General features: G+C 63.1%; 18 protein-coding genes. 5 read left to right on the top strand and 13 right to left on the bottom strand.

From position 1 onward, the window contains the following. Positions 1-46 precede the first annotated feature (46 nt). From B0G82_RS12220 to B0G82_RS12205, 3 genes are all read right to left on the bottom strand, one after another. Positions 47-1633, bottom strand: a complete 1587-nt coding sequence (locus B0G82_RS12220) for a GMC family oxidoreductase (RefSeq protein ID WP_121307512.1) — start codon at positions 1631-1633, stop codon at positions 47-49. A gap of 170 nt (positions 1634-1803) precedes the next feature. Further along, a complete protein-coding gene (locus B0G82_RS12210) occupies positions 1804-2487 on the bottom strand; it encodes a tat (twin-arginine translocation) pathway signal sequence (RefSeq protein ID WP_116139954.1) in 684 nt (227 codons plus the stop codon). A 112-nt stretch (positions 2488-2599) separates the two neighbouring features. Beyond that, complete coding sequence (locus tag B0G82_RS12205) at positions 2600-2998, bottom strand: VOC family protein (protein WP_121307511.1); 399 nt, start codon at positions 2996-2998, stop codon at positions 2600-2602. A 360-nt stretch (positions 2999-3358) separates the two neighbouring features. On the opposite strand from B0G82_RS12205, the gene B0G82_RS12200 reads away from it, so the two are divergent. After that, complete coding sequence (locus B0G82_RS12200; protein ID WP_121307510.1) at positions 3359-3769, top strand: DUF2000 domain-containing protein; 411 nt, start codon at positions 3359-3361, stop codon at positions 3767-3769. Between the two features lie 21 nt (positions 3770-3790). On the opposite strand, the gene B0G82_RS12195 is transcribed toward B0G82_RS12200, so the two are convergent. From B0G82_RS12195 to B0G82_RS12165, 7 genes are all read right to left on the bottom strand, one after another. Beyond that, positions 3791-4315 (bottom strand): Lrp/AsnC family transcriptional regulator, encoded by a 525-nt coding sequence (locus B0G82_RS12195; protein WP_121307509.1) that lies wholly within the window; start codon positions 4313-4315, stop codon positions 3791-3793. Further along, entirely contained in the window at positions 4312-5982 is a 1671-nt protein-coding gene (locus B0G82_RS12190) for an acyl-CoA synthetase (RefSeq protein ID WP_121307508.1), read from the bottom strand. Before B0G82_RS12190 ends, B0G82_RS12195 begins: the two co-directional genes overlap by 4 nt. After that, entirely contained in the window at positions 5979-6899 is a 921-nt protein-coding gene (locus tag B0G82_RS12185; protein WP_121307507.1) for an SDR family oxidoreductase, read from the bottom strand. Before B0G82_RS12185 ends, B0G82_RS12190 begins: the two co-directional genes overlap by 4 nt. A gap of 94 nt (positions 6900-6993) precedes the next feature. Next, positions 6994-8379: a dicarboxylate/amino acid:cation symporter gene (locus tag B0G82_RS12180; protein ID WP_121307506.1), complete on the bottom strand. Its 1386-nt coding sequence runs from the start codon at positions 8377-8379 to the stop codon at positions 6994-6996. Between the two features lie 100 nt (positions 8380-8479). After that, entirely contained in the window at positions 8480-9091 is a 612-nt protein-coding gene (leuD, locus tag B0G82_RS12175) for a 3-isopropylmalate dehydratase small subunit (protein ID WP_121307505.1), read from the bottom strand. Beyond that, positions 9088-10503, bottom strand: a complete 1416-nt coding sequence (gene leuC, locus B0G82_RS12170; RefSeq protein WP_121307504.1) for a 3-isopropylmalate dehydratase large subunit — start codon at positions 10501-10503, stop codon at positions 9088-9090. The genes leuD and leuC overlap by 4 nt, the downstream gene beginning before the upstream one ends. A gap of 17 nt (positions 10504-10520) precedes the next feature. Beyond that, the gene (locus tag B0G82_RS12165; protein WP_121308668.1) at positions 10521-11399 is read right to left on the bottom strand and encodes an alpha/beta hydrolase; all 879 of its coding nucleotides are present in this window, start codon (positions 11397-11399) and stop codon (positions 10521-10523) included. A gap of 94 nt (positions 11400-11493) precedes the next feature. Here B0G82_RS12165 and B0G82_RS12160 point away from each other — a divergent pair, with 94 nt between their 5' ends. Next, complete coding sequence (locus tag B0G82_RS12160; protein WP_121307503.1) at positions 11494-12396, top strand: LysR family transcriptional regulator; 903 nt, start codon at positions 11494-11496, stop codon at positions 12394-12396. Positions 12397-12408: 12 nt separating this feature from the next. Here B0G82_RS12160 and B0G82_RS12155 read toward each other — a convergent pair whose 3' ends face one another. Both B0G82_RS12155 and B0G82_RS12150 read right to left on the bottom strand, forming a co-directional pair. Further along, entirely contained in the window at positions 12409-12600 is a 192-nt protein-coding gene (locus B0G82_RS12155; RefSeq protein ID WP_121307502.1) for a hypothetical protein, read from the bottom strand. A 61-nt stretch (positions 12601-12661) separates the two neighbouring features. Then, positions 12662-13570 carry a LysR family transcriptional regulator gene (locus B0G82_RS12150; protein ID WP_116139937.1) on the bottom strand — a complete coding sequence of 303 codons (909 nt, stop codon included), beginning with the start codon at positions 13568-13570 and terminating at the stop codon, positions 12662-12664. Positions 13571-13711: 141 nt separating this feature from the next. Here B0G82_RS12150 and B0G82_RS12145 point away from each other — a divergent pair, with 141 nt between their 5' ends. The 3 genes from B0G82_RS12145 (at position 13712) to B0G82_RS12135 (ending at position 18269) form a co-directional block, all read left to right on the top strand. Further along, positions 13712-15832 carry a 3-hydroxyacyl-CoA dehydrogenase NAD-binding domain-containing protein gene (locus B0G82_RS12145; RefSeq protein ID WP_121307501.1) on the top strand — a complete coding sequence of 707 codons (2121 nt, stop codon included), beginning with the start codon at positions 13712-13714 and terminating at the stop codon, positions 15830-15832. Positions 15833-15917: 85 nt separating this feature from the next. Continuing rightward, complete coding sequence (locus tag B0G82_RS12140) at positions 15918-17126, top strand: acyl-CoA dehydrogenase family protein (protein ID WP_121307500.1); 1209 nt, start codon at positions 15918-15920, stop codon at positions 17124-17126. A 12-nt stretch (positions 17127-17138) separates the two neighbouring features. Continuing rightward, positions 17139-18269 (top strand): acyl-CoA dehydrogenase, encoded by a 1131-nt coding sequence (locus tag B0G82_RS12135; protein WP_121307499.1) that lies wholly within the window; start codon positions 17139-17141, stop codon positions 18267-18269. A 113-nt stretch (positions 18270-18382) separates the two neighbouring features. On the opposite strand, the gene bfr is transcribed toward B0G82_RS12135, so the two are convergent. Next, positions 18383-18859, bottom strand: coding sequence for a bacterioferritin (gene bfr / locus B0G82_RS12130; RefSeq protein ID WP_106279220.1), 477 nt, complete (start codon positions 18857-18859; stop codon positions 18383-18385). Positions 18860-19276: the final 417 nt, after the last annotated feature.

Here is a 19276-nt window from a genome sequence, read left to right as displayed (position 1 = left end):
GCAATCGCATCGAACCCGAACGCCGCGCCGGCCCCGTCGAACCGCTTTACACCGCGCGTTTATTCATCTGTCCCGCGATGTGATCCGCCTGACGGATCGCCAGTGTGACGATCGTCAAGGTCGGATTTTCCGCCGCGCCGGTGGTGAACTGGCTGCCATCCGAAATGAACAGGTTCGACACTTCATGCGTCTGGCCGAACCGGTTGCACACGCCGTCTTCGGCACGCGCGCTCATGCGGGCTGTGCCGAGATTGTGCGTGGACGGATACGGCGGCACGCGATACACCGTCTTCGCGCCCGCCGCTTCGTACACTGCCGTGCCCTGCTTGTAGGCGTGTTCGCGCATCGCTTCGTCGTTCGGGTGATCGTCGAAATGCACGTTGGCGACCGGCTGGCCGTACTGATCCTTCACGTCCGTGTTCAAGGTCACACGATTGCTCTCGCGCGGCATATCCTCACCGACGATCCACATACCCGCCGTGTACGCGTATTGATCCATCGCCTGGCTGAAGGTCGGCCCCCATGCGCCCGGATTCAGAAAAGCCGCGTAAAACGGCAGGCCGAGCGACACGGTCTCCATGTGATAGCCGCCCGCGAAGCCGCGTTGCGGATTGAACACCGCTTCGTCCTCGATGATGCCGGCCATCGTGGTGCCCTTGAACATCTCCACCTTGTCGTTGAACACCGCATACACCGAGCCCGTGGTGTGACGCATATAGTTGCGGCCCACCTGGCCCGAGCCGTTCGCGAGTCCCTGCGGGAATTTGCTCGAATGCGAGTTCAGCAACAGCCGCGGCGTCTCGATCGAGTTGCCGGCCACCGCGACGACGCGCGCCTTCTGCCGCTGCAATTTGCCGTTGCCGTCGTAGTAGATCACCTCCTTCGCTTTGCCGCGCGCATCGGTTTCAATGCGCACCACGTGGGCCTGCGTGCGCAACTCCATATGGCCGGTTGCCTGAGCGCGCGGCAATTCGGTGTAGAGCGTCGACCACTTGGCGCCCGTGCGGCAACCCTGAAAACAGAAGCCGCGCTGGAAGCAATGCGCGCGGTCGTCGCGCACCACGCTATTGATCGCCATGTGGCCGGTATTGCATTCCTTGTAGCCGACTTTCATCGCGCCGGCCGACATCACCTTGAAGTTGTTGTTGCCCGGCAGGCCCGGCAGACCGTTGGTGCGCGTCACGCCCATTTTCTGCGACGCGCGGTCGTAGTACGGATCGAGTTCTTCACGCGTGAGCGGCCAGTCGAGCAGATTGGCGTCCTTGATATCGCCGTAGGTCGTCTTCGCCTTGAACTCGTACGGCTGGATACGCAGACTCGCGCCGGCCCAGTGCGTGGTCGTGCCGCCCACCGTCTTGCAGATCCACGCGGGCAGATTCGGAAAGTCTTTGGCGATGCGCCAGCTGCCCGACGTGGTGCGTTTGTCGAGCCATGACAGCATCTGGAACGCGCCCCATTCGTCCGTCGTGAAATCGGCCTGCGTATGCAGCTTGCCCGCTTCCAGCACGACGACGTTGATGCCCTTCTGCGCGAGTTCGTTGGCGAGCGTGCCGCCGCCCGCACCGGAGCCGATGATCACGACGACCTTGTCGTCGTTGTGCGAAAAACGCACCTTGTTGTTGTCCTGATCCATTTCTTTCTCCGCTGTCGACAAGAGTTGGCGCTTCAGCGCTTACTCTTGTCCCATGCACCGCAGTCGACAAGAGTTGGCGCTTCAGCGCTTACTCTTGTCCCATGCACCGCAGTCGACAAGAGTTGGCGCTTCAGCGCTTATGCCTGCCCCATGCAACGTTCTCGTCGCGATTAGCTGTCCGTCGGGATCGGGCCACTGGCTGCAGGCGGCGGATTGGGCAGCCACGAAAGGCTGTTGAACCCTTTCGTCAGGTAGCCGCCATCGCCTTCCGAAGCGCCGTAGCCGAAGTGCGCGTACGCCATGGTGTTGGCGTACAGCGAAACCACCGCAGTGCTGCGTATCGTGTTGAAGAACGGCGTGCCCGCGAGCGCGGCGACGTCTTTCGCCTGGTCCGCAGGCGCGCGTTTCAGCCAGTCTGAACCCGCCTGCGCGTCGAGTTGTTTGACCCCGTCCGCAAGTTGCTGGCGTACCGCCGGATCGGCTTTCGCTTTCGCGTCGAGGTCCTTGACCACCAGCGCGTAGACCGCGTTGTCGAGCGTGGGGTGTGGATAGATCTGCCGCGTGATGGCCAGAATCACTTCGCCCTGGTGCGTGTCGAGACCTTGCAGTTCGAGGGCCCACGCGCGGCTCGGCGCGAGCGTCGACAGTACCGACGAGAACGCCAGCGTGCCCATCAGCACACCCGTGCCTCTCAAAAGTTCGCGACGCGTGAGCGGAAGCCGCAACGCGGCCGCGGCAGCCTTCGCCGCGCGATGCTCGCCGCCGTGTTCATGCGTGTGCTTATGCGTGTGTTCGTGAGAATGCTCACGGCGTGCGTGATCGGACGCGACGATCGGTATGACCGTTGTCTTCATGGTTGTCTCCTGTCGACCAGAGCTGGCGCTTCAGCGCCTCATTCCAGTCCCATCCAAGATGGTTGCTTGTGGGGTATTGCAACTACGCGCGGCGGCCGCCGGATTACTTTGGCTATTGATAGTGGCCGTGGCGTTCCAACACTTCGATCTTGTAGCCGTCAGGGTCCTGAATGAAAAAATAACGCGCCAGCAACTCACCGTCGTCGTTGTGAAACTCGCGCAGATCGTTGGGCGTCATGCCGAGATCGAGTAGACGCTGCCGTTCGTGTTTCGCATCGTCGACCACAAAAGCGACATGGCCGTAGCCGTCGCCGTGCGAATACGGTTCCTCGCGGCCTTTGTTCCAGGTCAGTTCTATTTCGGCGTCGGCTTCGGCGTTGCGCAAATAAGCGAGCGTGAAGTCCGGAAAATCGAGCCGGTGCGATACGTCTAAATTGAAAGCTTTTTGATAGAACGCGAGCGAGCGCGGCAGATCCTGCACACGGATCATCGTGTGGATGAGTTTGGCCATCGGTGTCCCCTCCTGTTTGAATCAAGTTTAGGAGGACGCACACGCGAGTGGTAATGCACGGCTAAATAGCGCCAGGGACTTGCCCTATGTTGCAGCAGCGTCGCTTGCGGGAGTTTCGCTCGCGCGTCGATGGGGTGAACACTGATGCACATGGCGCCCCGTCAGGTTGCATTGCAGCACGCCGGCCTGTTCAGGCAAGCATGTGCCGAATGGCATTAGGCGAAACCCGACGTCGACGTGGCGGCCACGCACATCCGGTGAAGCCCATTCGTTTTTGCCCGACAGCCATACACAGATGCGTCGAGTTTCCATAAGATCGGGTTCGGATGTCTTTCTAAATGCCGTGGAGCGTAGTGCGTTATGGAATTCGATACGAAAATCGCGATCATCGTGCTGGCCGATCTCGCTGTCTGGCAAAAACTCAATGTGACCGCGTTTCTCGCGACGGGGATCGCCGGCGCCGCACCGGAAGCAATGGGCGAGCCGTACGAGGACGCGGCGGGCCGCCGGCACGCGCCGCTGCTCGGCCAGCCGATGATGGTGTATCAGGCGGACAACGCGGGTTTGCTGCGCGCGTTTCGCCAGGGCATTGAACGCGAATTGACGCGCGCGGTGTATGTGCGCGCGATGTTCGCGACCGGTCACGATCAGGCGAACCGCGAAGTGTTACGCGCCGAACCCGCCGATGCGCCCGACCTCGTCGGCATTGCCGTGCGCGGGCCGAAGAAGGCGGTCGATAAAGCCGTGAAAGGTCTCTCACTGCATGCGTGACACGCCGCACTGCTAGCGCGTTCAGAGTTCAGGACTCGGGCCGCGTTCCAGATAAGTGGTCAGCGCGATATAGCTGCGCGTGCCGGTAAAGCCTTCGATCGCGTGAATACGCGCGAGCAGTTGTTCGAGCGATTGCGTGTCGCGCGTGCGGACCTTGAGCAACATTGCGCTCTCGCCCGTCACGGTATGAATCTCCTCGACGTCGGGCAGTTCCTGCAGCGCCAGCAGTTGCCGCGTCACCGCCCAGCTCGTCGTATCGACATGCACGAACGCAAGCAACGGGCGATTCAGCCTCGCGCCGTCGAGCGCGGCGACCGTGGCCTTGATCACGCCTTCCTTCTTCAAACGCCGCGTGCGTTCGTGGACCGCGGGCGCCGACAGGAACAGCAGCTTGCCGAGTTCCGCATAAGTGCGCGTGGCGTCTTCGGCGAGCAGTGCGAGCAGCTTGCGGTCGGTATCGTCGAGCGAGGCCGGGCCCGGTTGAGTGCCCGGCGTCCGCAGCGCCCTGCCGCTGCGCGTGGAAGGTGGGCGCGGACCCGTGCTCATGGTTTTGCGGCGGAATCGTTACCTTCTTGTGCGAGTCCCTCGCGCAAGGCTTTGCGGATCACCTTGCCGGTCGGCGTCAACGGCAGACTGTCGACAAAGCGGATCTCGCGCGGATATTCGTGCGCGGCAAGGCGCGTTTTAACGTGATGCTGGATCTCGCGCACGAGCGCCTCGTCGCCGACAAATCCGGCCTTGAGCACCACGAACGCCATCACGATCTCGGTGCGCTCGGGATCCGGCGCGCCGATCACGGCCGCCATCGAAACTGCCGGATGACGCAGCAAAGAATCTTCGATCGAAGCCGGTCCGATCCGATAACCGGCACTCGTGATTACGTCATCGCCACGGCCGACGAAGCGGATAAAACCGTCCGCGTCGCGCGTGCCGAGGTCGCCAGTCAGCAGAAACTTGCCGCGGAATTTTTCGCGCGTGGCCGCCTCGTTGCCCCAGTAGCCGAGGAACATGACCGGATCGGGCGCGGCCACCGCGATATCGCCGATTGCGCCGATTGCGCCTTGAGGCAGTTCATTGCCGTCCATGTCGACAATCGCGACATGATGCCCGGGCACCGCGCGGCCGATCGCGCCGAAGCGCGGCTCGAACAGCGCCGCGCACGAGGACACCACCACGTTGCACTCCGTCTGCCCGTAGAACTCGTTGATCGTCACGCGCAGCGCCTTGCGGCCCCAGCCGATCAATTCCTCGCCGAGCGATTCGCCGCCGCTTGCCACCGAGCGCAATGCGAGGCCCCAGCGTTCGGGATGCTCGACGCCGCGCATCATCTTCAGAGCGGTCGGCGGCAAGAATGTATGCGAGACCGCGTGACGCGCCATCAGATCGAACGCGGCCTCGCCGTCGAATTTCGCAAAGCGGCGCGCCAGCACCGCGACGCCGTGATGCCACGACGGCAGCAGCACGTCGAACAGGCCGCCGATCCACGCCCAGTCCGCGGGCGTCCACATGAGCGTGGCGTGCGCGGGAAAGCCCTGCTGCGACATCTCGACACCCGGCAGATGGCCGAGCAACACGCGATGCCCATGCAGCGCGCCCTTCGGTTTGCCGGTCGTGCCCGACGTATAGATGATCACCGCGGGATCGTCGGCGCCGGTGTCGGAGGGCCTGAAGCTGGCGGACGCGCTGTTCAGCGCCTGCCAGAATGAACGCACGGGCGCTTGCGGATCGCCGTTGTCCTGATCGATATCCACGCTGAAGACATGGCGCAATGCCGGCAGCGCCGCGCGGATTTCGTCGACCTTCCGCACGCCGGCGTGATCGGTGATCAATGCCACCGCGCCGCTGTCGCCGAGCCGGTGCTCGATCGCGTCGACGCCGAACAGCGCGAAGAGCGGCACGGCCACCATGCCCGCCTTGTAGGCGGCGAGATGCGCGAGCGCCGTTTCGATCGATTGCGACAGAAAGATGCCGATGCGGTCGCCGCGCTGCGCGCCCGCCGCGAGCAGCGCATTGGCAAAGCGATCGGACAGCGCCTTCAACTGGTCGAACGTATAGCGGGTGGCGTTGCCCTCGGCGTCCTCGTAGATCAGCGCGAGACGGCCCGAACTGTCGGCCCATTTGTCGCATACATCGACACCGATGTTATAGCGCGCCGGGATGTCCCAGGCGAAGCTTGCCGTGAGCGACTCGTAGGTCTGGCCGTCGAGATTCATCCTGTCTGCTCCTGCAAGCCCGTCGGCGGTTGATAGCGCGGGAAGCCGTTATATTCGATCGTACGCTGCGCTTCAGCGAGCGGCCATGAATGGCGCGCGTTCGGCACGCCGCCGTCGACACGGATCACTGTACCGTTGATAAACGCCGACGCCTCCGACAACAGAAAGACCGCCGCGCTGGCCAGTTCCGATTCCGTGCCGAAACGCTGCAACGGCACCTTGTGCTTCAGCGTGCGCAGCAGCGCCTGGTACTCTTCGTTGTAGCTGTCCATGCCCGCTGACGCAATCCAGCCGGGCGCGACCGCGTTGACTCTAACGCCGGCGTGGCCCCATTCGCAAGCGGCCGTTTCGGTGAAGTTCCATACGCCCGCACGCGCCGCACCCGAGTGCCCCATGCCGGGCATGCCGCCCCAGATGTCCGCCAGCATGTTCACGATCGCGCCGCCGTGATGCTGCATCCATTGGGTATAGCACTCACGGGACATCAGAAACGTGCCGTGCAGATTGTTGCGCACGACCGCGTCCCAACCGTTCAGGGAGATCTTTTCGAGCCTCGCGGGGAATTGCCCGCCTGCGCAGTTGAAAAGGCCGTCCACGTTGCCCAGATCCGTGATGATGGAAGCGATCGTTTCACGGACCTGCTGCTCGTTGCGGATGTCGCAGGAATAAATCTTGTGGCCGTTGCCGGAAGACGGATGATCCGTGGCCAGTTCGGCTTGCACCGCTTTCAGCTTGTCTTCGCTTCGGCCGACCAGCGCCAGGGTCGCCCCCAAGGACGCCAGTTCGTGAGCCGTGCATCGGCCAAGCCCGCTGCCCGCGCCGGTGACGATCACCACCTTGCCGCCGAAAAGACCTTCGCGGAAAACTGAACGATAGCCGCCGGATGGCGGCGAGGTACTCGACGAAGCTGCGGGCATTCGGGTGTCTCCTTCACGAACTGCGCTTTCGGTGTTTTCTGAGTTTAGCTCAAGTTTTGTTCGCGCGTTGTTGCCGCCCTCAATTTTATTTCCCTTATTTCGTGCTTGGTATTTCATTAATTTTTGAGCCAGGCTCAACTCCAGCCCACTCGACTTTCCGCGCTGGACCCACCGTCGGGCGTTCATCGAGCGCGCCGGCCAGATCGTCAACCGGCCGCGAACGTGGCGGCGCCAACGCCGCCCTCAGCTTGTCCCGATCCAGTTCCTTCTCCCACGCCGCAATCACAATCGACGCCACGCCGTTGCCCATCGTATTGGTCAGCGCCCGGCATTCGGACATGAACCTGTCGATGCCGAGAATCAGCACCATCGCCGTCACAGGCACGGTCGGCACCACGGAAAGACTCGCAGCCAGCGTGATGAACCCCGCCCCCGTGACGCCCGTCGAACCCTTGGACGTCAGCATCGTCACCGCCAGCAGCGTGATTTCCTGAGCGATCGTCAAATGCGTGTTGGTCGCCTGCGCGAGAAACAGCACCGCGAGCGTCATGTAGATATTGGTGCCGTCGAGATTGAACGAGTAGCCGGTCGGCACCACGAGACCGACAATGCCGCGCGAGCAGCCGAGCCGCTCCAGCTTCTCCATCAGTTGCGGCAGCGCGGCTTCCGATGTGGAGGTGCCGAGCACGATCAGCAACTCATCCTTGATATAGACGACGAAGCGCCACAAGCTGAATCCGCATGCTCGCGCAATCAGACCAAGGCCGCACGAGACGAACAGAAACGCGGTCAGATAGAACGTGCCGATCAGTTTCATCATCGGCAGCAAGGAGACGATGCCGTATTTGCCGATCGTGAACGCGATCGCACCGAACGCTCCGATCGGCGCGAGGCTGGTGATCATCCGCACGATGCGGAAAAAAGTTTTAGACAGCAGGTCGATCAGACCGATCAGCGGTTTGGCGGGTTCGCCCAGCACCGCGAGCGCGGTGCCGAACAACATTGCGATCAGCAGCACCGGCAGAATGTCGCCCTGAGTGAAAGCGCCAGCGAACGTATCGGGAATGATGTGTATGAAGAAGCCCGCGAGCCCTTCGCCGTGTGCGGCTTGCGCGGCATAACTCGCGATCGCGCCGGCATCGAGCGTGGCGGGATCGACATTAAAGCCCACGCCCGGTTTCAGCACATGCGCGGCGAGCAGGCCGATCGCCAGTGCGAGCGTCGACACCACCTCGAAATACAGCAAGGCCTTGCCGCCGACGCGCCCGACTTTGCGCATGTCGTGCATGCTGGCAATACCGGTCACGACCGTGCAGAAAATCACGGGGCTGATGATCATGCGCACGAGTTTGATGAAGGCATCGCCGAGCGGTTTCATCGCCACGGCGTCCGTGGGCAGAAAATGCCCCAGCGCCACGCCGATGATGATCGCGACAATCACCTGCACATACAGCACTTTGTAGATCGGTTTGCGTTTCATGTCTCCTCCGTTTTTGCGGGCAAGGCACGTCCCTTCCCTTCTGGTGGGAAATTAGTCACGCGCAGTTTGGTTGGATGGCGACGTGGATGTCGCCAGGGTGTTACAACACGGCGACCCAGCTGTGCCGCGCGAAATGGTCGCGCTCGAATGCTTCGATGTCGTGCAATGAAGCGAGCGTCAGATCGATGGTGTCCATGCCTTCGACCACCATCTGTTTATGGCGAGCGCCTAGTGGAAACGCAAACACGCGTCCCGTGGCGGACGTCACCGTTTGCCGTTCGATGTCGATATGCAGCGGCGCTGCGGGTTGCGTCGCCGCGTCATGCAACAGGACGTCGATTTCGTCGCGTTCAAGTTGCACGAGCAGCAGACGGTTGTTCATCGCGTTCGAATAGAAGATCTCCGCGAAGCTCGGCGCGATGACCGCCTCGAAACCGGCTTGCTGAAGTCCCCACACCGCGTGCTCGCGGCTCGACCCGCAGCCGAAGTTCGAGCCGCCGATCAGAATGCGCGCGTCACCATACTCAGGCTGATTCAGCACGCAGTCGCCACGCGGCTCGCCTTGCGCGTCGAAACGCAAGTCATACAGCAAGCCTTCCTTGAGCCCCGCCTTGTCGATAATGCGCAGAAACTGCTTCGGCATGATCTGATCGGTATCGAGGTTTTCGATTGGCAAAGGCGCGGCGGCGCCGTGGATTTCGGTAAGTCTCATGACTGCGTCTCCAGCGTGCGGACGTCGGTGATGCGCCCGGTCAATGCGGCCGCCGCCGCCATCGCGGGGCTCATCAGGTGAGTACGGCCGCCACGGCCCTGGCGTCCTTCGAAGTTGCGGTTGGTGGTCGAGGCACACCGCTCGCCGAGCGTCAGAAAATCGTCGTTCATCGCGAGACACATCGAGCAGCCCGGCTCGCGCCATTCGAAGCCGGCCTCGCGCAATGTCGCCGCGATGCCTTCGGCTTCCGCCTGGCGGCGCACGCTGCCCGAGCCGGGCACGACCATCGCGCGCACGCCCTGCGCGACGTGGCGCCCCGCGACGATCGACGCGACGATGCGCAGATCTTCAATGCGTCCATTCGTGCAGGAGCCGATGAACACGCGATCGATCGGTGTGCCCGCAATCGGCTGATCCGCTTCGAGGCCGATATAGTCGAGCGCGCGGCGCAACGCGGCGGCGGCTTCCGGTGTCTTTTGCGTGGCCGCGGCGGGAATCCGTTCGTCGACGGCGATGGCCTGGTCGGGACTCGTGCCCCACGTGACAAACGGCGCGATATCACGCGCATCGAATACATGCTCGCTATCGAAGCGCGCGCCCGGGTCCGATTTCAGTTCGCGCCAGTCGCTCATCGCGGCGTGCCACGCGGTCTCATCGAGCGACGTTGCGTGTGCGCGGATGTAGTCGAACGTGGTGGCATCGGGCGCGATCAGCGCGGCACGCGCACCCGCTTCGACGGTCATGTTGCACAAGGTCATGCGTGCTTCCGCCGACAGCGACGCGATGGTCGATCCAGCGAATTCCACCGCGTAGCCGCGCGCACCCTGCGCGCCGATGCGGCTGATGATCCACAGAATCAGATCCTTCGACGAGGTGCCATACGGCATGGCGCCCTCGATCGTGATGCGCATGGTCTGCGCGACGCGATACACCAGCGTCTGCGTGGCGAGCACATGTTCGACCTCGGACGTGCCGATGCCGAAACCCAACGCGCCGAGCGCACCATACGTGGTGGTGTGGCTATCGCCGCACAACACGACCATGCCCGGCCGAACCAGCCCACGCTCGGGCGCGACGATATGTTCGATGCCTTGCAGCGGATCGTTCGCCGCATGCAACGCGATGCCGGCCTCCGCGCAATTGCGCGCCAGGTTGTTCGCGAGCAGCAACGACGCGGCATCGCGAATCACACGCGGCGATTCCGCGTGCGTCGGAATGATGTGACTGACCACCGCGAGTTGCTGCTTCGGCCGGCGGACGTGCCGCGTTTTCGCGTCCAGCGCGCTGAACGCTTGCGGACTGGTGTATTCGTTCATCAGATGCAGATCGACGTACAGCAGCACGTTCTGTTCATCGACACGCGTCACGACATGCGAATCGACCAGCTTCTGGTAAAGGGTTCGTGTTGACATGATGATGGCCCGCGCGACTAGATCTGCAGAAACGGAAGGACGCGTTCGAGCAATACCCCGGGCGCTTCCTCGGGAATGTAGTGGCCGCACGGCAGCGCTTCGCCGCTCACATTGGCCGACCACTTCCGCCATTCGGCGAGGGGCTCGAAGCATTGTTCGATGACGCCTTGCGCGCCCCACAGCGCCAGGAAATCGCATTCGATCTTCCGCCCTTCGGCGAGCGACGCGCGGTCGTGTTCGAGGTCGATCGTGATGCTCGCGCGGTAGTCCTCGCAGATGCCGTGCGCGGTGCCGGGGTCGCTCAGGCAGCGCAGATATTCGGCGTAGGCGGCGTCGGTGAATGGCGCGAGGCCGGCGCTGCGCGCGCCGATGGTCTGCTTCAGATAGAGGTCGGGATCCGCGCGAATCAACGTCTCGGGAAACGGCGCGGGTCGCACGAGAAAGAACCAGTGCCAGTAAGCGCGCGCGAAATCGAACGAGGTCTGTTCGTACATCGCAAGGGTCGGCGCGACGTCGAGCGTCACAAGCCGCGTCACGGTTTGCGGATGATCGAGCGCCATGCGGGCGGCCACGCGTCCGCCGCGATCGTGGCCGATCACGGCGAATCGGTCGAAACCTTGCGCACGCATTAGCGCGACCTGATCGGCGGCCATGCGGCGCTTCGAATAGTTCGCGTGGTCGTGGGTGCCCTGCGGTTTGCCGCTGTCGCCGTAGCCGCGCAAATCCGCGGCGATCAGCGTGAAGTGCTGCGCCAACGTCGGTGCGACCTTGTGCCAGATCGCGTGAGTTTGTGGATGCCCATGCAGCAGCAGCAAAGCCGGTCCGTTGCCGCCGCGAATCGCGTTGATGCGAATGCCGTCGACCTCGGCCGACGCGTCTGTGAAACCTGCAAACATCATTGCCTCCCATGTTTGAATGAAGTCTAATTGATGCCTGAAGCGATATGGTTTCTCTCAGCGCAATCCGGAATTAACTTTTAGGAACGAATCGATGGACAGCTTTTCCGACCTGAATCTGTTCGCGCTGGTGGCGCGCCATCGCAATCTCGCCGCGGCCGCGCGCGAACTCGGCGTCACGCCGCCGTCCATCAGCAAACGGCTCGCGCAACTCGAACAGCGTCTCGGCGTGCGCCTCGTAAACCGCACCACACGGCGCGTGAGCCTGACGGCGGAGGGCGAGATTTATCTGGCGAATGGTTCGCGCATCCTCGACGACCTCGCCGAACTCGAACAACTGGTCACGCAGAGCCGCGCCGAGCCGACCGGTCTGTTGCGCGTGAATGCGTCGTTCGGTTTCGGCCGCGGGCACATCGCCCCGGCGATTTCGCGTTTCAGCGAGCGGTTCCCATCGATGAAGATTCAGTTGCATCTGACAGACCGGCCGGTCAGCTTGCAGGAGGAAGGCTTCGATCTCGGGATTCGTTTCGGCGAAGTGCCGGATGCGCGCATCAACGCGCGCTTGCTGCTGAAGAACCAGCGTGTCGTATGCGCGTCGCCGGCTTATGTGAAGCGGCACGGGGCACCGCAAATGCCGCACGATCTCACGCGCCATGCCTGCCTCGTCCTACGCGAAAACGAATCGGCGTACGGCACGTGGCATTTTTCGCGCGGCAAGAAATCGGAGACGGTGAAGGTGGACGGTCCGTTGAGCAGCAACGACGGCAGCGCCGTTTTGAAGTGGGCGCTCGACGGCCGCGGCGTCGCCGTGCGTTCCGCGTGGGAAATCGCGGGCCATCTACGGCGCGGCGAACTGATGCCGCTTCTCTCCGACTGGGCGCTGCCGAACGCGGACATTCACGCGATCTATCTGGAGCGGCACCGTTTGTCGGCCAAGCTGAGGACGTTTATCGATTTTCTCGGCGACGAGTTGCGCGAGAGCGTACAGGCCGCCTAGCGAGACGTGTGCTCACCCTGCCCGCTTATTGCGCTGTTGGGCCCGGCTAGCGCGCCAGCGCAGCACTAGGCTGATAAGCGCGGCAAAGGCGGCAGTCGCCACGTAACCGGCGAGACGAATCGCGTCTTCGCCCGGTAGGCGCGAGATCAACAGAACGCCTACGGCAAGCGCCAGCACGGCTAGAAATCCGATGATCCATTTCATCTCTTGTCTCCGCTCTTTTTGCGTAGCATACCTGCGCGAGATACAAGATGAACCTCGTCGTTTACGCGGGCAAGCCTCGGCCCGTGCCATGCGCCTGCTGCAAAATGAAATCAATGAACGTCGACGCCGCGCGCGTGTGATGCCGGTTCGGCATATACAGCATGTACATGTGCGTGCCGAAGATGCTTAAGCGCCATTCATCGAGCGCGGTGAGCACGTCGCCGCGGCGCAGATCGTCCTGCACTACATAGTCCGGCACGAGGCCCACGCCGAGTCCGGCGAGCACCGCCTGGCGCAAAAACAGAAAGTTCTCGGAGATGATGCTCGGTTCCAGCAGCACTTCATGCCGTTCGTCGCGCAAATAGGCGGCTACCCGCAACTGCCGGCCGACCACTGCCGCGGTAATCAGCGGCGCCGTGCGCAGATCGTCGAGCCGCTGCGGCATGCCGTGCCTGTCCGCAAAGTCCGGCGACGCGCATGCCACATACCGCACCGGCCCCATGTCGCGCGCGACGAGGTTTTGCGGCGGCTCGGACATCACGCGCACGGCGATATCGACTTCATCGCGCATCAGGTCTTCAACGCGGTTCTCGAACATCACATCCAGCACGATGCCCGGATACAGCCGCTTGAACGCGATCAGCCAGTCCGACATGACGAGTTGCCCGTAACCGCTCGGCACGCTCAGCCGCACGCGCCCTTGCAGACTTTGCCCGAGCGTGGTGACGGATTCGCGCGCGGCGAGCAGCGCGTTCTGGATCGTGCGGCCATGTTCGTAGAGTTGCAGACCGATCTCGGTCGGCTCCACGCGGCGCGTGGTGCGCCTCACCAGTTGCAGCCCGATGGAACGCTCCAGCTGATTCAAGTGGTAGCTCACGTTCGCGCGGCTCATTTTCAGCCGGCGCGCGGCTTCGCTGAGATTGCCCGCGTCCAGAATGTCCACCAGCAGGGTCAGCGAATTGACGTCCATGGCGGCGCCTTTGTCAAAGAAACTTTGACAGTCTGTCAACCGCCCATGTAATTGTCAATAAACCTTGACCGACTCACAATCGGGACAGTTCGCCAGATCCGGCATGCTTTGCCATGCGACCCACCACACTCAGGAGACGCCATGACCCCCAACCCTTCGGCCGATGTTGTCACGCGCGAATTGCGCGGCAAGGTGCTGCTCGTGACGATCGACCATGCGCCGGTCAATGCGTTATCCGCCGACGTGCGGCGCGGCCTGCTCGCCGCCATCGAAGCCGCGGATGCCGACAAGGCCGTGGAGGCCGTGCTGGTCGTCGGCGCGGGGCGCAATTTCATCGCCGGCGCGGACATTCGCGAGTTCGGCAAGCCGCCGGTCCCACCTTCGCTGCCGGACGTGTGCAACCGCATCGAGGCGTGCACGAAGCCGGTAATCGCTGCGATTCATGGCGCGGCGCTCGGCGGCGGTCTGGAAGTGGCGCTCGCGGCGCACTACCGGATTGCCGTCGACGGCGCGAAGCTCGGCTTGCCTGAAGTGCAACTCGGCCTGTTGCCGGGCGCGGGCGGCACGCAGCGCACGCCGCGTTTGATCGGCGCGCAGGCCGCGCTCGATCTGATCCTGAGCGGCCGCCACGCCAGCGCGAAGGAAGCGCTCGCGTTCGGTCTGATCGACCGTCTCGGCAGCAGCGACGACATCCTCGCCGAAGGGCTCGCCTACGTGCACGAGTTGCTGGCCGCCCACGCGCCGGTGCGCCGCACGCGCGACGCGTCTGCACTCAGCGACCGCGCCGCGAGTCTCGCCGCCGTCGCCGCGGCGCGTGCGGAAACCGCGAAGAAATCGCGTGGCCTGTTCTCGCCGCTGAAAATCGTCGACGCCGTCGAGGCCGCCATCGAACAGCCTTTCGATGACGGTCTGCGGCTCGAACGCAAGCTGTTCCTCGAATGTATCGATAGCCCGCAGCGCGCCGGTCTGATCCACGCGTTCTTTGCCGAGCGCGAAGTGCTCAAGGCGCCGGAAACGCGCGACGCCAAACCACGCGCGCTGAACGCGATCGGCGTGGTGGGCGGCGGCACGATGGGCGCGGGCATCGCCGTCGCGGTGCTCGACGCGGGCTTGCCGGTGACGATGATCGAATGCGACGACGCGTCGCTCGCACGCGGCCGCGCGCACATCGAAAAAGTCTACGACGGCCTGATCGCCAAAGGCCGCCTGAGCGCGGAGAAAAAAGCAGCGCTCATGGCGCGCTGGAGCGGCAGCACGTCGTACGATGCGCTCACCGGCGCCGACCTCGTGATCGAAGCCGTATTCGAAGACCTCGCCGTCAAACAGGCCGTGTTCGCCGAACTCGATCGCGTCTGCAAAGCGGGCGCGGTGCTCGCGACCAATACCTCGTATCTCGACATCGACGCGATCGCGTCGAGCATTTCGCGTCCCGCCGACGTGATCGGCCTGCACTTCTTCTCGCCTGCCAACATCATGAAGCTGCTGGAAGTGGTGGTGCCGAAGCAGGTCAGCGCCGACGTGGTCGCCACCGCGTTCGAGCTGGCGAAAAAGCTGCGCAAGACGCCGGTGCGCGCGGGCGTGTGCGACGGCTTTATCGGCAACCGCGTGCTCGCCGTGTATCGCAGCGCCGCGGACGCCGTGATGGAAGACGGCGCCTCGCCCTATCAGATCGACGCAGCTGTGCGCGCGTTCGGCTTTCCGATGGGACCGTTCCAGGTGGTGGATCTGGCGGGCGGCGACATCGGCTGGGCGGCACGCAAACGGCGCGCGGCCACGCGCAATCCCGCCGCGCGATATGTGCAGATCGCGGACCGTCTGTGCGAGCGCGGCTGGTTCGGTCAGAAGACCGGACGCGGCTTCTATCTGTACCCCGAAGGATCGCGCAGCGGCACGCCGGACCCGGAAGTCGAAGCGATCATCGATGCCGAACGCGTGCGCGCCGGCATCACGCCGCGCAGTTTCACTGACGATGAAATCATCCGCCGCTACATGGCCGCGATGATCAACGAAGGCGCCAATGTCGTGCATGAGCGTATCGCGTTGCGGCCGTTGGACGTCGACGTGACGTTCCTGTACGGCTACGGCTTCCCGCGCTATCGCGGCGGTCCGATGAAATACGCGGACATGGTCGGCCTGCCGAAGATCCTCGCCGACATCCGCGAGTTCGCCAAGCAAGACCCGCTCTTCTGGAAGCCCTCGCCGCTGCTGGTCGAACTGGTGGAACGCGGCGCAGATTTCGCGAGCCTGAACCAGAGCGTCTGAAACGGCGCATCATCATCGACTTGCATCAGGCTGACCGGACGCGCGCGTGCGCGCCGGTCGCTCAACCCAATTCGGAACACCCGCCATGGATCTGAACTTCACTCCCGAGGAAGAAGCCTTCCGCGCCGACGTGCAGGCCTTTCTGCGCGACAAGCTCCCGCAACGTCTCGCCGACCAGGTCCACGGCGGCCGCCGTCTCACGCGCGACGACATGGCCGAGTGGCACGCCATTCTCAACGCGCAAGGCTGGCTCGCCAATCACTGGCCTAAAGAGTACGGCGGCCCGGGTTGGAACGCGGTGCAAAAATTCATCTTCGAAAACGAATGCGCGCTGGCCGGCGCGCCGCGCGTGGTGCCGTTCGGCGTCAACATGCTCGGCCCGGTGCTGATCAAATACGGCAGCGAAGCGCAAAAGCGTCATTGGCTGCCGCGTATTCTCGACGGCTCGGACTGGTGGTGCCAAGGCTATTCGGAACCGGGCGCGGGCTCCGATCTCGCCTCGGTCAAAACCACCGCCGTGCGCGGCATCGACGCGCAGGGCGAGCACTACATCGTCAATGGACAGAAGACATGGACCACGCTCGGCCACTACGCGAACATGATCTTCTGCCTCGTGCGCAGCGCGACCGACGTGCGCAAACAGGAAGGCATCAGCTTTCTGCTGATCGACATGAAGACGCCGGGCGTCGAAGTGCGCCCGATCATCACGCTCGACGGCGAGCACGAAGTCAACGAAGTGTTTTTCACCGACGTGCGCGTGCCGGTCGAGAACCTCGTCGGCGAAGAGAACAGGGGTTGGACCTACGCCAAGTATCTGCTCACGTATGAGCGCACCAATATCGCGGGCGTCGGCTTCTCGGTGGCCGCGTTCAATCGCCTGCGCAAGATCGCCGCGAAACAGCGGCGCAACGGCCGGCCGCTCGCGGAAGACCCCGCGTTCGCGGCGCGCATGGCGCGCGTCGAGATCGATCTGGAGAACATGAAGACCACCAACCTGCGCGTGATCGCAGCGGTGGCGGGCGGCGGCGTGCCCGGTGCCGAAAGTTCGATGCTGAAGATTCGCGGCACGGAGATCCGTCAGGAAATCTCATCGCTTACGCGGCGCGCGATGGGCGCTTACGCGCAGCCGTTCATGGAGGAAGCCTTGCATGACGGCTTCGACGGCACGCCCGTCGGCCCGGACGAAGCCGCGAGCGCCGCGTCGCTGTATTTCAATAACCGCAAGCTGTCGATCTTCGGCGGCTCGAACGAAATCCAGAAGAACATCATTTCCAAAATGATCCTGGGACTGTAAGGGGCGCACGTCATGAATTTCCAGCACACCGAAGACCGCCGCATGCTGGCGGATACGCTGAACCGTTTTGTCAGCGAGCAGTACGGTTTCGCGACGCGCGACCGGATCGCGCGGTCTGACCAGGGCTATAGCAGCGACTTATGGAGCCGCTTTGCCGAGCTCGGCATTATCGGCGCACTGTTCGATGAAGCGGACGGCGGCTTTGGCGGCGGCGGTTTCGATATCGCCGTAGTGTTCGAGAGCTTGGGCCGCGGTCTCGTGGTCGAGCCGTTTCTCGATACGCTGATCGTCGGTCGCGCCATTGCGCGCAGCGGCAACGAAGCGCAGAAGGCCGCGCTCGCGGAATTGATTGACGGCTCGCGGATCGTCGCGCTCGCGCACGGCGAACCGGACAGCCACTATGAACTATCCCGCGTGACGACGCGCGCGGAGCGAAGCGGCTCCACGTGGCGACTGAACGGAGCCAAGGCCGTGGTTCAGCACGGCGAGCACGCTTCGCTTTTTCTGGTCTCGGCACGCACCAGCGGTGATGACGATAGCGAAGCAGGCGTGACGCTCTTTCTCGTGCCGCGCGATACGCCCGGTGTCGGCGTGCGCGGCTATCGCAAGATCGACGGCGGCCGCGCTGCTGAAGTGACCTTCGACACCGTCACGCTGAACGACGGCGCATTGCTCGGCACGACGGACGCGGGCTTCGCGACACTCGAATACGCGATTAGCTGCGGCGTGCTCGCGCTGTGTTCCGAAGCCGTCGGCGCGATGGATGTCGCCAAGGACTACACGCTCGAGTATCTGCGCACGCGCAAACAGTTCGGCGTGCCGATCGGCAGCTTTCAGGCGTTGCAGCATCGCATGGCCGATCTGCTGCTGGAGATCGAGCAGAGCCGCTCGGCTGTAATCAACGCCGCCGCGGCGCTCGGGGCGGAGCGCAAGGTGCGGGAGCGCGCGGTGTCGGCGGCCAAGTACAGCATTGGGCGAATCGGCGCGCTAGTCGCGGAAGAATGCATTCAGTTGCATGGCGGTATCGGCATGACGTGGGAACTGCCGCTCGCCCACTACGCGAAGCGCCTCGTGATGATCGATCATCAACTCGGCGACGAGGACCATCATCTCGAACGATTCGTGGCGCTAGGCCGCGAATGAGACGCCAACCGAGCGGCCACCTCCCGCCGGTCACCTCACGATGACGCGCTTGACGTTCAGCCCGGTCCGCCGGCGTTCCGTTCGTTGTCAGTCGGACATTCGCCAAAGCGAACTCACTCCGGCGAGTCCATGCCCGATTGCAGATAGTTCTGAATGCCGACCTTGTCGATCAACTCAAGATTCGTCTCGAGCCAGTCGATATGTTCCTCGGTGTCGTCGAGAATATGGGTCAGGATCTCCCGCGAGATGAAGTCGCGAACCGATTCGCAATAGACGATGGCCTCCTTGCAGGTAGCCTGCGAAATCTGTTCCAGCTTCAGATCGCACTCCATGATCTCTTTGGTTTCTTCGCCGATTAGCAGCTTGTGGAGGTCTTGCAGATTCGGCAGGCCGTTCAACAGGAAGATACGTTCGATCAGCAGATCGGCATGCTTCATCTCGCCGATGGATTCGTCATATTCATGCTTGCCGAGCTTGACGAGCCCCCAATGCTTGTACATGCGCGCATGCAGGAAATACTGATTGATCGCGGAGAGTTCGTTCTTCAGTTGCGAGTTCAGATATTCCAGGACCTTTGGGTCGCCTTGCATATTACCTCCGTGTTTCGTGTGCGAAGCCCCCGGCGCCGGCGAAGGATGATGGATCGGGCAGGATCTTCAGTGGCATTGCACCAACACCGAACCTGCCTCGCGTCTTGTATTTTTGGCCGTTACCCCAGCATAGCGCATCGAACCGGCGGGACAAAAAATGAGAATCGTTACCAACGCCTGACGGCAAGCTGGCGTCGGTGCAGACGACGCATGGCAAGCGCCGTGCCACCGGCAGCGCAGGTTTTGCCGCCAGGGCGACCGCCGATGCGATCCGCGCAATGCGCGGCAGAGATCGTAGTACGCAGGAAGATTCCCAACCCTGGCAACCGCTCGCAATCCGGCAATCGACAGCCGGGTCACCGAGGCGCCGAAAAGGCGGCACGACACTAGATAGCGTGCTTGGCTACCTTCGATAAA

This window comes from Paraburkholderia sp. BL17N1 (assembly GCF_003634175.1).
Classification (GTDB): domain Bacteria; phylum Pseudomonadota; class Gammaproteobacteria; order Burkholderiales; family Burkholderiaceae; genus Paraburkholderia.
The sequence above is the reverse complement of the archived record's forward strand: the minus strand, read 5'-3'. Positions and strand labels throughout refer to the sequence as shown.

Coding starts and splice junctions, on each gene's coding strand:
- B0G82_RS12220 (WP_121307512.1), bottom strand. CDS start 1,633: ATGGATCAGGACAACAACAAGGTGCGTTTTTCGCACAACGACGACAAG.
- B0G82_RS12210 (WP_116139954.1), bottom strand. CDS start 2,487: ATGAAGACAACGGTCATACCGATCGTCGCGTCCGATCACGCACGCCGT.
- B0G82_RS12205 (WP_121307511.1), bottom strand. CDS start 2,998: ATGGCCAAACTCATCCACACGATGATCCGTGTGCAGGATCTGCCGCGC.
- B0G82_RS12200 (WP_121307510.1), top strand. CDS start 3,359: ATGGAATTCGATACGAAAATCGCGATCATCGTGCTGGCCGATCTCGCT.
- B0G82_RS12195 (WP_121307509.1), bottom strand. CDS start 4,315: ATGAGCACGGGTCCGCGCCCACCTTCCACGCGCAGCGGCAGGGCGCTG.
- B0G82_RS12190 (WP_121307508.1), bottom strand. CDS start 5,982: ATGAATCTCGACGGCCAGACCTACGAGTCGCTCACGGCAAGCTTCGCC.
- B0G82_RS12185 (WP_121307507.1), bottom strand. CDS start 6,899: ATGCCCGCAGCTTCGTCGAGTACCTCGCCGCCATCCGGCGGCTATCGT.
- B0G82_RS12180 (WP_121307506.1), bottom strand. CDS start 8,379: ATGAAACGCAAACCGATCTACAAAGTGCTGTATGTGCAGGTGATTGTC.
- leuD (WP_121307505.1), bottom strand. CDS start 9,091: ATGAGACTTACCGAAATCCACGGCGCCGCCGCGCCTTTGCCAATCGAA.
- leuC (WP_121307504.1), bottom strand. CDS start 10,503: ATGTCAACACGAACCCTTTACCAGAAGCTGGTCGATTCGCATGTCGTG.
- B0G82_RS12165 (WP_121308668.1), bottom strand. CDS start 11,399: ATGTTTGCAGGTTTCACAGACGCGTCGGCCGAGGTCGACGGCATTCGC.
- B0G82_RS12160 (WP_121307503.1), top strand. CDS start 11,494: ATGGACAGCTTTTCCGACCTGAATCTGTTCGCGCTGGTGGCGCGCCAT.
- B0G82_RS12155 (WP_121307502.1), bottom strand. CDS start 12,600: ATGAAATGGATCATCGGATTTCTAGCCGTGCTGGCGCTTGCCGTAGGC.
- B0G82_RS12150 (WP_116139937.1), bottom strand. CDS start 13,570: ATGGACGTCAATTCGCTGACCCTGCTGGTGGACATTCTGGACGCGGGC.
- B0G82_RS12145 (WP_121307501.1), top strand. CDS start 13,712: ATGACCCCCAACCCTTCGGCCGATGTTGTCACGCGCGAATTGCGCGGC.
- B0G82_RS12140 (WP_121307500.1), top strand. CDS start 15,918: ATGGATCTGAACTTCACTCCCGAGGAAGAAGCCTTCCGCGCCGACGTG.
- B0G82_RS12135 (WP_121307499.1), top strand. CDS start 17,139: ATGAATTTCCAGCACACCGAAGACCGCCGCATGCTGGCGGATACGCTG.
- bfr (WP_106279220.1), bottom strand. CDS start 18,859: ATGCAAGGCGACCCAAAGGTCCTGGAATATCTGAACTCGCAACTGAAG.